The organism is Streptomyces sp. NPDC050418 (assembly GCF_044458745.1).
In the GTDB taxonomy this organism is placed as follows: Bacteria; Actinomycetota; Actinomycetes; order Streptomycetales; family Streptomycetaceae; genus Streptomyces.
In genome coordinates, this window is sequence record NZ_JBITIG010000010.1 from 292,379 (window position 1) to 305,289 (window position 12,911).

Annotated in this window: 7 protein-coding genes; 2 read left to right on the forward strand and 5 right to left on the reverse strand. The window is 71.5% G+C overall.

The window, feature by feature from the left end:
* Positions 1-16 precede the first annotated feature (16 nt).
* The 5 genes from ACIBI4_RS25340 to ACIBI4_RS25360 form a co-directional block, all read right to left on the reverse strand.
* A complete protein-coding gene (locus ACIBI4_RS25340) occupies positions 17-2,044 on the reverse strand; it encodes an ATP-dependent DNA helicase (RefSeq protein ID WP_399206320.1) in 2,028 nt (675 codons plus the stop codon).
* 32 nt (positions 2,045-2,076) lie between these two features.
* Positions 2,077-3,957 (reverse strand): IucA/IucC family protein, encoded by a 1,881-nt coding sequence (locus ACIBI4_RS25345; RefSeq protein ID WP_399206321.1) that lies wholly within the window; start codon positions 3,955-3,957, stop codon positions 2,077-2,079.
* Between the two features lie 305 nt (positions 3,958-4,262).
* On the reverse strand, positions 4,263-5,117 hold the full coding sequence (locus tag ACIBI4_RS25350; RefSeq protein WP_399206322.1) for a GNAT family N-acetyltransferase: 855 nt from the start codon (positions 5,115-5,117) through the stop codon (positions 4,263-4,265).
* Between the two features lie 27 nt (positions 5,118-5,144).
* Positions 5,145-7,118, reverse strand: a complete 1,974-nt coding sequence (locus ACIBI4_RS25355; protein WP_399206389.1) for an IucA/IucC family protein — start codon at positions 7,116-7,118, stop codon at positions 5,145-5,147.
* A gap of 903 nt (positions 7,119-8,021) precedes the next feature.
* The gene (locus ACIBI4_RS25360; protein ID WP_399206390.1) at positions 8,022-9,677 is read right to left on the reverse strand and encodes a diaminobutyrate--2-oxoglutarate transaminase family protein; all 1,656 of its coding nucleotides are present in this window, start codon (positions 9,675-9,677) and stop codon (positions 8,022-8,024) included.
* A 448-nt stretch (positions 9,678-10,125) separates the two neighbouring features.
* Between ACIBI4_RS25360 and ACIBI4_RS25365 the strand changes: the two genes are divergently transcribed.
* Both ACIBI4_RS25365 and ACIBI4_RS25370 read left to right on the forward strand, forming a co-directional pair.
* A complete protein-coding gene (locus ACIBI4_RS25365; RefSeq protein WP_399206323.1) occupies positions 10,126-11,349 on the forward strand; it encodes a trypsin-like serine peptidase in 1,224 nt (407 codons plus the stop codon).
* A gap of 248 nt (positions 11,350-11,597) precedes the next feature.
* Complete coding sequence (locus ACIBI4_RS25370) at positions 11,598-12,788, forward strand: trypsin-like serine peptidase (RefSeq protein ID WP_399206324.1); 1,191 nt, start codon at positions 11,598-11,600, stop codon at positions 12,786-12,788.
* Positions 12,789-12,911 lie beyond the last annotated feature (123 nt).

Genomic DNA, 12,911 nt, shown 5'->3' on the forward strand with positions numbered 1-12,911 from the left:
CAGTTACGTTCAGCGCCTACGCCTCCGCGGCCTCGGTGACCTCCGATGCCTCGGCGCCCTCCGCCGCCGTCGCCGCCGCATCGATCGACGACAGCGACCGGCGGACCTGGTTGCGGTCCGTCGTGTACCAGAAGTCCGGCATCGAGGCCTTGAGGTAGCTCCCGTACCGCGCCGTGGCAAGCCGCGGATCGAGCACCGCGACCACGCCCTTGTCCCCCGTCGCCCGTACGAGACGGCCCGCGCCCTGCGCCATCAGGAGCGCCGCGTGGGTGGCCGCGACGGCCATGAACCCGTTGCCGCCGTTCTCCTCGACGGCCTTCTGCCGCGCGCTCATCAGCGGATCGTCGGGCCGCGGGAACGGGATCTTGTCCATGACGACCAGTTGACAGCCCGTACCCGGCACATCGACGCCCTGCCACAGCGACAGCGTGCCGAAGAGGCAGGTCCGCGGATCCGCCGCAAAGTTCTTGATCAGCTCGCCGAGCGTCTCCTCGCCCTGCAGCAGGATCGGGAACTCGGGGATCCGCGCACGCAGCTCCTCGGCCGCCTGCTGGGCACCCCTCATCGACGAGAACAGCCCGAGGGTGCGGCCGCCGGCGGCCTGGATCAGCTCGGTGAGCTCGTCCAGCATGTCCGTACGGTCCCCGTCGCGCGCCGGGCGCGAGAGGTGCTTGGCCACGTACAGGATTCCCTGCTTGCGGTAATCGAAGGGCGAGCCGACATCCACGCCCTTCCACACCGGCATGTCCTCGGACTCCGTGCCCGCCGCACCCGCCGAGCCCTCCGGAGCGAGGCCGAGGGAGGCACCCACCCCGTTGAAGTCGCCGCCAAGCTTCAGCGTCGCCGAGGTCAGCGTGACCGAGCGGTCGGTGAAGAGCTTCTCGCGCAGCAGGCCCGAGACGGACATGGGCGCGACGCGCAGCGACGCACCGAAGCGATCGTGCCGCTCGTACCAGACGACATCCCATTCCGACCCGTTGGTGATCCGCTCCGCCACGTCGTGAATGGACTCCACGGAGGCGAGGGCCTGCTTGCGGACCGCGTCCTCGTCCTGCACCGATTTGTCGCGGGTCGACCCCAGCGCCGAGATCACATGGCGCGCGGCATCCCGCAGCGCGAGCAGCGCATAGCCGAGATCCTCCGGGATCTCCTCCAGGCGCCCGGGCAGAGCCAGCTCCATCAGCCGCTCGAACCCCTCGGCAGCGGTCTGCAGCTGGTCCGCCACCTTCTCGTTGACCAGCTTCGCCGCGCGCTTCACGGCCCGGTTGACCTGCCCCGGAGTGAGCTCGCCCGTGGCCACACCCGTCACACGGGACACCAGCTCATGCGCCTCGTCGACGATCAGCACCTCGTGCTGCGGCAGCACCGGCGCCCCCTCGATGGCGTCGATGGCGAGCAGCGCGTGGTTGGTGACGACGACGTCCGCGAGCTTGGCCCGCTCGCGCGCCATCTCCGCGAAGCACTCGGCCCCGTACGCACACTTCGTCGCGCCCAGGCACTCGCGCGACGACACGGACACCTGCGCCCAGGCGCGGTCGGAGACGCCAGGTGTCAGGTCATCGCGGTCGCCCGTCTCCGTCTCGTCCGCCCAGTCCCGCATGCGCAGCAGGTCCTGGCCCAGCTTGCTGGTGGGCGCGGCGGCCTCGAACTGGTCGAAGAGACCCTCCTCCTCGTCCTGCGGCACCCCTTCGTGGAGCCGGTGCAGACACAGATAGTTGGAGCGGCCCTTGAGCATCGCGTACTGCGGCTTGCGGCGGAGCAGCGGATGCAGCGACTCCACCGTGCGCGGCAGATCGCGCTCGACCAGCTGGCGCTGGAGGGCGAGCGTGGCCGTCGCGACGACCACGCGCTCCCCGTGGGCGAGCGCGGGGACGAGATAGCCGAGCGACTTTCCGGTGCCCGTGCCCGCCTGGACGAGGAGATGCGAGCCGCCGTCGATGGCCTCGGCGACCGCCTCGGCCATCGTCACCTGGCCAGGGCGCTCCGTGCCGCCGACGGCTGTGACGGCGGCATGCAGGAGTTCGGGGAGTGAGGGTTTCGTCATAGGCCGACCACCCTAAACGGGTCCACTGACAATCATCGTCCCGAGCCGCCCCACGGCCGGTGGAGAGGGTTGGGCACAGTGCCGTGGACGGCCGCGTGCGGGCGTGCGGGCCGGTCGCGGTAGCCGTCGAGGTGGAGGCGGTTGCGGTTGAGACACAGCCGCTCGATGCGCTCGCCGAGCAGGTCGAAGGTCTCGAAACGGTCCTTGAGCTCGGGGAACCGCGCCTGGTAGCGGAGGATCTCGGCGCGTACGAGCGACCAGAAATCAGCCTCGGACACACCGAGTTGCTGCTCGCACAGCGGCGCGAGGTAGCGGAAGACCCCCACGAAGAGTCCCGAGTGGATGAACTGCGTCAGGAAACCGGGCGGCTCGGTGAGCAGCACGGCCCGGACGTCGTCGGGCATCGCGTCGTGCTCGGGCAGCGGCTCGGCGCTGATGTTCACGTCGTCCACGAAGTCCTTGACCGCGAGGCGGACCGGGATGTCGTGCTCGTCGAAGACGACGATCGCATTCTCGCCGTGGGGTGAGAAGACAGTCCCGTAGCGGTAGAGGAAGTGGAGCAGCGGCGGGAGCAGCGCGCCGAAGAGGCGGCGCAGCCAGACCTCCGGCGCGAGGCCCGAGCGGGAGACGAGTTCCGCGGTGAACGCCCGGCCCGCGGGGTCGACGTGCAGCAGCGAGGCGAGGGTGCGGGCCCGCTCGCCCGGGTCCAGATAGCGGCTGAGGGGCTCGCGCCAGATGGCGCCGAGAAGCTCCTTGTATTGGTACGGGACCTCCGCGAGGCCGTCGTAGACGGGATGCTCGACCGTGACCGAGGCGACCTCGCCGAGCAGCACGGCACGCGTCTCGTCGGCCAGAAACGGGTCGCCGTCCCGCAGGGCGTGCACCCACGCGGTGACGGCGGGAGCGGCGGCGGTGCGTTCGGTGGGCAGACCGCGCCACACCAGGGTGTTGAGGATCGACAGCGGCAGCTTGACCGTGTGCCGTTCGGGCCGGGACACGTTGAGGAACGTACGGATGGACTGCTGGGGCAGCCGCAGGTCGCCGTCGGCCGGCAGCGGCACGATGTCGCCGGCCGCCACGGACGGCGCGAACAGCGGCAGCACGATCTCGTCCCACTGCCATGGGTGCACGGGGAGCAGCAGATAGCGGGCGGGGTCCAGGCCGCGGGCGTGCAGTGCCTCGTCGAAGGAAGTGCGGGTGGCGTCGTCGAGTTCGCGCGCGTAGAGGCGGTCGGGGGTGTCGAGGCAGCGGACCCCTCGATACGAGGCGAGGTCGCGGCTCACGGCGATCCACGGCAGGTGCGTGGCGTGCCGTGCCTCGGGGGTCCATCGCGCGCAGTCCTGTGCCGAGAATCCGAGGCGGCCCTTGTTGAGGACGAGCCAGGGGTGGCCGGTCTGGTGGCCTTCGAGCGCGGCGTAGTCGAGATCGGCGAGCGCGGCCGCGGTGAGCGCGGTGTGGTCGAGGCGGGTGTCGGCGGCCAGCGTGGCGTTCAACTCGCGGATGAGGTGGCCGAGGGTGGTGCCGTCGAGGCCGAGCGTGTGCCGGGCCTCGATGACGAAGCGGACGGGGTCGGTATAGGGGAGGTCCGCGACCGTGATGCTCTCCGGGTCCACACGCCAGGAGTCGTATGCGCCGCGGCTCGCGTGGAAGGCGAGCCGGCGGCCGTCGTCCAGGGGGATGGTGTGGCGGTGGCCGGCTGGGGCGTCCGGCGAAGTCGACTGCGGCTGCGGCTGCGGCTGCGGCTGCGGCTGCGGCTGCGGCTGCGGCTGGATGATCTCTTCGTGGGCGAACTCGCCCAGCATCTTGGCAAGCAGCCGACGGCCTGCCAGGTGCCAGGCCGCCCGGCTGAGCTCCGGCGGATCGTAGAGCGAGGGGCGCTCTGCCGAATCGGGGGCGGCGGCGGAATTGTGCACGGGGTCTCCGGAATCAAGCGGGGTGCGGGCCTGGGTGGGGCTTGCACAGGGCCTTTGGGGCGTGGGGTGGGCCCTGGAGGGACTGAGTGAGGCGTACGGGGAGCGAGAGCGGGTCGGCGGCGGCGGAAACTCGTGAGCCGAGAACGGGAACCCGGTCGGACCGGGCGGTGTATCAGAAGTGCGAAGACACGAACGCCGGTGGGGATCCGGCGGATTGGAGGTGAGGGGCATGCGGTCGACGGCCGTGCGGTGGATGCCGGGTGGGGCAGTCCGCTGCCGTGGGGAGGAGGCCGGTCCTGCGGCGGTCAGAGCCTGTCGCGCAGCGCGCGGTCGCGGACCATGAGCGCGGCGCGTTTGTCGGGAAGCTCCACCTCGGCGCTGAGGCGGAACCCTGCGCTCAAGAAGGCTGACACAGAAGGGGTGTTGCGCAGGTCGGGTTCGGCCACAACGCGGGTGCACGAGGGTCTGCGATCGAGTACGAGGTCGGCGACGGCGCGCAGGAGGGACGTGCCCACGCCCCGGCCCCGGTCGGCGACGCCCCCGATGAGCAGGTGGATTCCGGTGTCGTGCGGGCGCGCCGGATAGTGCCGGGCGAGAGGGTCGAGGTCGGCCCGGTAAATCTCCCAGTAGCTCATCGGAGTGCCGTCGAGCAGTCCGACGCAGGGCACGCTGCGGCCGTCGCCGTCGAGTTGGGGGCGCAGGTGGTCGGCGGTGACAGACAGGTCGCCGTCGAGCTCCCAGAACGCGGCGACGGCGGGGTCGTTCATCCAGCCGCTGATCAGCGCGAGATCGCGTTCAAGGACGACGGGGACCAGCTGGAACGCGCCGACGGGGGTTGCGGTTGGCCCCCAGCCGGAGACACCGTCGAGCAGATCCTCGAGGGGCGGGTAGCCGTGCACGAGGTCGGTGGGCCAGGGGCGGACGGCTGGGGCGTGCGCGTCGGGTGCCGCCAGGTCGGCGGGGCGGTCGTGCTCGTCCAGGGTCCTCGCGTCCGGTGCGGCGGTGACCTCGTCGGCCGGGCTCGCGTCTGCGCCCTCTTCCGCGAAGAGGGCGAGGAACTCGGGCGGCAGACGGAGGTCCAGGGTGTCGTCGGACGTGGTGCTCGGCTCGGTTCCGGTCGGGGAGGGCTGGGAGTTGGTGCTCGCGTCGGTGGACGGCACGGCGACGCTCCTCTCACAGGCAGATGGTCATGTACGAGATGAATGAAGGGGGTTGGCGATGGTGACGTAGACGGACTGGGTGTCCACGGGGCCGACGAGCTCGTCGAGGCCGTGCAGCCGGGTCAGCAGATTGGCCTTGCAGCGCAGCACCGGTGTGTCGAGCAATTGGGCCGGCAGCGGGCTGCGCAGCCTGCGGGATCCGGCGGCGCACTCCGTCAGGAAGCGGCGGAAGGCGGCGAGGAGCAGCTGCTCATCGGCGAGCTGCTGCGAGCCGAAGGCTCCGATGAGGCCCAGGACGTTGTTGATGCCCAGGTAGTAGGCGAAGCGCTCGTCGGTGACGTCGTCGGCGACGAAGGTGTCGCTGTGCAGTCCGATGCCGGGGAGGCGGCGGGTCAGTTCGGTGCGACGGGAGGTACGGAAGTAGTAGCCCTGGTTGTCGCGGTAGCGGCCGCCGGCGGGCCAGCCGTCGGCGTCGAGGACCACGAGGGTGTTCTGCTGGTGGGCTTCGAGCGCGATGCCCGCTTCGCCGTCGAGCCAGAGGACAGGGCGTACGACCTGTTCGAGGTAGCGCAGGAACCACTCCGTGGCCACGGCGCTGCGGGGGCGTCCGGTGCGGGCCGCGAGTGTGCCGACCAGTTCGGCGAGGCGTGAGCGCATGGGGGCTCCCGTCCCGTGGTCCGCCGGTGCCGGGCGCGGCGAGACGAGGCCCGCGATGCAGGTCACGTCGTCGGCCGCGGCGAACGGGTTGTTGCGGACGACGGTGTCCAGGCCCTGGACGGGGGCGCCGTCGGCGTCGACGACCGCGAGCCAGGCGGGGTCGCGCACGATGTCGAAGCCGGGGTGCGCGGCCTGCCACTGGGCGGACAGGCCGGACCGCAGCAGTCGGTGGACCTCCACACCGCGGTGGAGTTCCTTGTGCAGGTTCTCGCGACGGGAGTTGGTGATGCGCAGGCCGAGGGAGAGCTTCAGCATGGCGGGGGCGCCGGGCTGGTAGACGGTACGGACGGAGGAGGTGGGGTACCACGGGGTGCCGAGGGGACCGAGGTCGGTGAGCAGTCCGCGCGCGATGAGGTCGGCGACCTCGGGGCGGTGCGCCAGATCGCTCGCCTGCCAGGGGTGGACGGGCAACAAGGCGTAGTGCTCCGGTAGTTCGGCGGCGCGCTCGGCGCCTGCCTGTTCTGCCGCGGGACCTGCGAGGCGGTCCATGAGCTGATCGGCGGCGACGGTGCGGCCGCGCTCGGTCCAGGCCGAGTCGAGGGCGAGCACCGAGCGGTCGACCGCCATCCAGTGCAGCGCGAAGGACCCGTACGCCTCGGGCGAGTACCGCTCGGCCTCCGCCTCGGAGAGTCCCTCACGGCTCTTCGGGGTCGGATGCAGGGGGTGCCCGAGAACGAGCGACTGCTCGGCCGTCAGGAACAGATCGGTCCCAGCCTGCTCCTCACGCCGACGCCGAACCACCAGAAACTCCGCGGTCCGCCGCACGGAGTCCGCCACACGCCCCACCAGATCACTGCCGTCACCGGGCTGCGCCCACGGGGTGACGGGGTGGCTGGGGAGGGCGGGGTGCGGGGTCGTGGGGGTGCCGTTCGTGTGTGCGGCGGTCCCGGCTGCAGGGGCGTTGGGCTCGGTGGCCTGGCAATCGGGGGTGGCCGGTGTGCCCGATTGTCCGGCCGGGTTCGCCTGCGCCGGGTGCGGGGCCGGGACGGCCGTTTCACGGCTCAGGAGTGCGGCCACAGTGACGGCGTCGAGAGGGGGTGCGCCGACGGGGCCCGCCGCGAACGTGGGCGGGCCCAGTCGGTGCCAGCCCGTCGGGGACCAGTAGTGCACGGGGACGTGCAGTGCCGTGCCGCTTGCGGGCAGGTCGACGCGGAGGGTGTGGCCGCTCGCGTTCGGGATGAGGTTGCGCTCACGGATCCAGCAGCGGAGGAGGTTCTCCACACCCGCCGCATTCGCCGCGGCGCCCGCGTCGGGGTGCTCCAACTGGTCGACGTACGCGTTCAGTTCGCGGCGCGGTGCGGGGAACGGGGCGGACTCCCGGCCACCACGCACGCCGGCCCCGGCTTCCGCGCCTTCACCTGCGCCCGCCCCGGCCTCCGTACGGACGCCGCCTACGCCTGCCCTGGCCCCCGCGCCGCCACCACCTACGCCCGCCCTGGCCGCCGTACGGCCGCCGCCTACACCTGCACGGGACTCCGCACCAACGCCGCCGCCTGCTCCCGCGCCCAATCGCCGCACCGCGTCGCCCTCGCCCTCCGGCCCCAGCCCCAACAGCGGATGCGGCTCCGACTCCGACTCCGACTCCCGCTGCGGCTGCGGCTCCACCACGGCAACCGCCACAGCAGTCACCTCAGCCAACTGCTCCCCGTCAGCCGTCCGACCCCCGTCAGCCGCCCGATCCCCCTCGGCCGCCCGATCCCTCTCGGTCATCCCTGCCTGTCGGCCTGCCCCCGAGCGCGGTTGCCCCGTCGTGCCGCTCGTCGCCCCCTCCCCCGTCTTCTGGCGGGGCAGGGTTGCCGGGGGTGGGGCGGTGTCCGTGGCGGAGCCGGTGGAGTGCGCCGTGCCGTCTGGTGTCGGTGTGCGGTTCAAGAGGGGTTCCTTGTGCGGTGGTTGAAGGTGGCGCGAATGAACCGGTGGTCAGCCGACTTCACCCGCGGTCGTGGATGACGTCGGCCATCCGCGGCCTCGGAGGCCGACGACGCCCGAAATCGTGGACAGCGGACGCCGCCCGTGGCCGTGGTGACACGACGCCATCCACGGTCGTGGACTGCGTCGCCACCCGAGGCCGTGGATGGCCGATGCCGCCCACAGCCGTGGACAGCCGACGCCGCCCGAACTCGCGGGCAGCGGACGCCATCCGCCACATCGTGGACAGCCGACGCCGCCCGAAATCCTGGACACACAGCGTCATCCGAAGCGGTGGTCAGCCGATGTCGCCGGAGACGCGAGCGAGTCCGGCGACATGGGAGACGCGTGGGGAGCTGGTGCCGTCGGTGACACGAGTGGAGCCGGTGCCGTCGGTGACGCAACGGGTGGCGAGGCCGTAGCTGACGCAACGGGCGCCGAGGTCCCTCGCGACAGCGAACGTTCCGGGCGGTCGGGGCGGTGGCGGGCGCAAGCCGCGCTCACCGCGTCCGCGAGCCGGTCGAGGACGGCGTCGGCCTGTTCGTCGGTGAGCGTGAGCGGCGGAAGCAGGCGGACGACGCTCGCGTGGCGGCCGCCGAGCTCGACGATCAGCCCGCGCTCCAGACACGCCTGCTGCACAGCCGCCGCAAGCCCCGGCGCGGCAGGCAACGCCCCCGCACCCGCACCCGAGCCATCCCGGTCGCCCGAGCCACCCGAACGCCCCGGACCACCCAGGCCGCCCGAGCCACCCGAACATCCCGGGCCACTCGAACCACCCGAACCACCCACCCCACCCCCTTCCGGATCCACGAACTCGACCCCGATCATCAGCCCGCGCCCCCGCACATCCCCGACACACTCATACGCACGCGCCAGCTCCCCCAGCTGCCCGAGCATCCGCTCCCCCAACGACGCGGCACGCTCGGCCAGTTGGTTCTCGCGGACGTAGGCGAGTGTTGCCGCGCCCGCCGCCATCGCGAGCTGGTTCCCCCGGAACGTGCCCGCGTGCGCGCCCGGCTCCCAGACGTCGAGGTCGTCGCGGTAGACGACGACGGCGAGCGGCAGGCTGCCGCCGATGGCCTTCGACAGCACCATCACATCGGGCACGACCCCGCTGTGCTCCACGCCCCAGAAGGCCCCGGTGCGCCCCACCCCCGTCTGCACCTCGTCGGCGATCAGCGGGATCCCGCGCGCGGCCGTGAGGGACCGCATCCGCCGCAGCCAGTCGTCCGGCGCGGGCAGTACGCCGCCCTCGCCCTGCACGGGTTCCACGATCATCCCGGCGGGCCGGGGCACCCCGGACTTGGGGTCGTCGAGCAGTGACTCGGTCCAGTGCGCGGCGAGCTCGGCGCCCCGGGCGCCGCCGACCCCGTAGGGACAGCGGTAGTCCTGCGGGAACGGCAGCCGTGTGACCCGTACGTCCTGCGCACCGCCCGACGCTTCCAGGGCCCCGGCGGTCATCCCGTGATACGCCCCGGTGAACGCGAGCAACCCGCCGCGTCCCGTCGCCGTGCGCACCAGTTTCAGTGCGGCCTCGACCGCGTCCGTCCCGGCCGGCCCGCAGAACTGCACGCGGGCGCGGTCGGCGAGCTCCTTCGGGAGGGTGGCGAACAGCTCGGTGGTGAAGGCGTCCTTGACGGGGGTCGCGAGGTCGAGGACGTGCAGCGGTGCCCCGGAGTCCAGTACGTCACGGATGGCTTCGAGCACCACCGGGTGGTTGTGCCCGAGCGCCAGGGTCCCCGCGCCGGACAGGCAGTCGAGATACCGCCGCCCGTCCGCGCCCTCGATCGTGAGCCCTCTGGCCCGCACGGGAACGATCGGCAGCGAGCGCGCATACGTGCGCGCCGCCGACTCCCGCGACGACTGGCGCCGCAGGATCCCCTCGGCGCCGTGGGCGGCGGCCCCCTCGCCGAAGGAGCTCTGCCGCGCGGCCGGCAGCCCTCCCCCGGTCTTCACTGGCGGCGCGTCGGCGCTCACCGTCGGCTCGGTCACGGCCACGGCGTTCGGTCCTCCCCTGGTGCGGCGGCGGTGCGGACGCCGCTCCCCCTCCTCGTACGAGTGACAGGCCGCACACTTCGGGTTCGACCGATGTACGCAGCCCGTACGACGAAGGGCTCAGCCCTCTCCGTACGGCGAAAGAGGCGCGGATGTCCGCGGACAGCTGGGGAGTTGAACGCAGTGCGTGAATCCCCCGTACGTACCAACGACGCGGAGAGCGGGGGATCACGGTCACGGAGAAGATCCTTGCCGTGACGGAACCGTTGCGGATCCGTCGGAAGTCCCCAACGGCACCGGCATAGGGTGGTGGCCGCCCGATCCGCCCATGGATCGGCGCAGAACACCGCACGACAGCCCAACGAACTTCCGACCAGGGGGAGATCCGGATATGCGACCCATACGCCCGCTGCATGCCGTACGCGCGAGGAGGGGCGCGGGCAGCAGAGCCGCACGCCGTCGCAGCACTCCCCTGTCCGCGCTCGCGCTCTGTGCCGCTCTCGCGCTGACCGCCACCGCCTGCAACGGCGACGACGGCGGTGACGCGGCGGACAAGAATCCCTCGGCCTCCGCCGAGGACGGCATCACCATTCCTGACGGCGTCAAGGACCGGCTCAAGGAGCACGGGATCGACCTCGACGACTGGAAGGGCGGGGCCTGGAAGAACTGGAACAAGGACGACTGGCTGCGCGAGGCCGAGGACTTCGTCAACCCGATCATCGATGATCTGTGGGACGAGGACCGGATGCGCGACGCGGACAAGCAGCCCGCGAAGCCGGTCGAGGACGACATCTCGGGCGATCAGGGCAAGACGGACCCGACCCCGGCGCCCGTCGAGGCGGCCGCGCTCGGCACGCCGTACACCGAGTCCTCCCCCGCCACCGGCAAGCTGTTCTTCGACGGCCCCGAGGGCTCGATGGTCTGCTCGGCGACGGTCGTCACGGACCCGGCCAACCCCGGCAAGTCCAACATGGTGTGGACCGCGGGCCACTGTGTGCACGCGGGCAAGGAGGGCGGCTGGTACCGCAACATCATGTTCGTGCCCTCGTACAACAACCAGGGCAAGTCGGCCGCCGAGATCGAGGGCGCGCCGCGCGAGGAGATGGCTCCGCACGACCTCTACTGGGCGGACTGGGCGCAGACCTCGCAGCAGTGGATCGAGACCGGTGGTCCGACGGGCGGCGCGGGTGCGCCGTTCGACTTCGCGGTGCTGCATGTGAAGCCGGAGAAGGACAACGGCAAGTCGCTGGAGGAGACCGTGGGCGGCGCGCTCCCGGTGGAGTTCAGCGCACCGGCCGTGTCCTCGATCGACTCCATGACCGCCACGGGTTACCCGGCGGCTCCGCCCTACGACGGTCAGCGCCAGCTCGCCTGCGCCGACAAGCCGGGCCGTCTGTCGCTGAACGCCGAGGACCCGACGATGTACCGCATCGGCTGCACCATGACCGGCGGTTCGTCCGGTGGCGGCTGGGTCGCCAAGGGCAAGAACGGCAAGCCGGCCCTGGTCTCCAACACCTCGATCGGCCCGGTGACGGCCGGCTGGCTGGCCGGTCCGCGGCTGGGTGACGAGGCCAAGGGGATCTACGAAGCGGTGTCCGAGAAGTACGCGGGCTGACGCCCCGGCAGGGCGCGCGCCAACAGGTTGCGCGCCCTGCCGATATCTTCACGCACCCGCCGTCGAGTACCCACAACTCACCGTGCATAGTGGGTTCTCGTGCCTGAACGCGGGCGCGTTCACGCGTCGCCCTGACGCATCCATGACAGGCGTGCACGACATACGTCCCTGGCGGCATACGCCCTGGCGACAACGTCCTGGCACGCATCCAACCAAGCACCACGAGCATCAACGGGGGTCACACCACCATGCGCTCCATCCGACCAACTGCCCTGCGCCTGGTCGCGGTAGGTCTCGTCTCGGCGCTGGCCCTGACGGCCTGCGGCGGCAAGGACGACTCCAAGGCGAACGGCAAGCCGGACACGTCCCAGGGCGCCGACAAGGGCTCCGACGAGCTGCCCGAGATCCCCGCCGACCTCACCGACCGGCTCAAAGAGCACGGCATCGACCTGGACGAGTGGGAGAAGGGCGGCTGGAAGAACTGGGACAAGGACAAGTGGCTGCGTGAGGCCGGGGACTTCGTCAACCCGGTCATCGAGGACCACTGGAAGCGCGACCGGATGGACAAGGCCAAGGACCCGGTCGAGACCATCGACACCAAGGCCGCCTCGGGCAGCGACGCGGGCGTGACCGACCCGGAGCCCGCTCCGGTGGAGGCGCAGGAGGAGAAGAAGCCGTACTGGAAGCACGCCGCTCCGGTCGGCAAGATCTTCTTCGAGACCCCCGAGGGCCCCGCGGTCTGCTCCGGCACGATCGTCAAGGACCCCAACAACCCGGGCAAGTCCAACCTGGTGTGGACCGCGGGCCACTGTGTGCACGCGGGCGGCGCGGAGGGCGGCTGGTACCGCAACATCGCGTTCATCCCGGCGTACAACCGCGAGGGCAAGTCCCCGGAGCAGCTGCAGGGTGCGCCGGCCGAGGAGGTCGCGCCGTACGGACAGTTCTGGGCGGACTGGGTCTCCACGTCCGGTGAGTGGATCGAGGGCACGACGGCGGAGACGTCCGGTGCCTCGTACGAGTACGACTACGCCGTGATGCACGTGAAGCCCGAGAACGGCGGGAAGTCCCTGGAGGAGACGGTCGGCGCGGCCCTGCCGGTCGACTTCGGCGCTCCGTCCGCGACCGAGATCGGCACGATGGGGGCCTGGGGTTACCCGCAGGCGCCGCCGTTCAACGGTGTCCAGATGTACAAGTGCCTCGACAAGCCGGTCCGTCTGTCGCTGACGCAGTCCGCGCCGACGATGTTCCGTATCGGCTGCACCATGACGGCCGGTTCGTCCGGCGGTGGCTGGTTCCACGTCAAGGGCAAGAAGACCTACCTGGTCTCGAACACCTCGATCGGCCCGGCGGGCGGCTCGGGCTGGCTCGCCGGTCCGCAACTCGGCTCCGGCGCCGAGGAGTTGTTCCTGCAGATGAGCGAGAAGTACGGCAAGAGCTAGTCGTACGGGGAGCGGGGCGCCGCAGTCCGCGCCCTGCTCCCCACGGCAGCACGAAGGCCCGCCTCCCCCGAGGGAGGCGGGCCTTCGCCATGTGCGTGGGCAGTGCCCCGCGCCGAAGCGCCG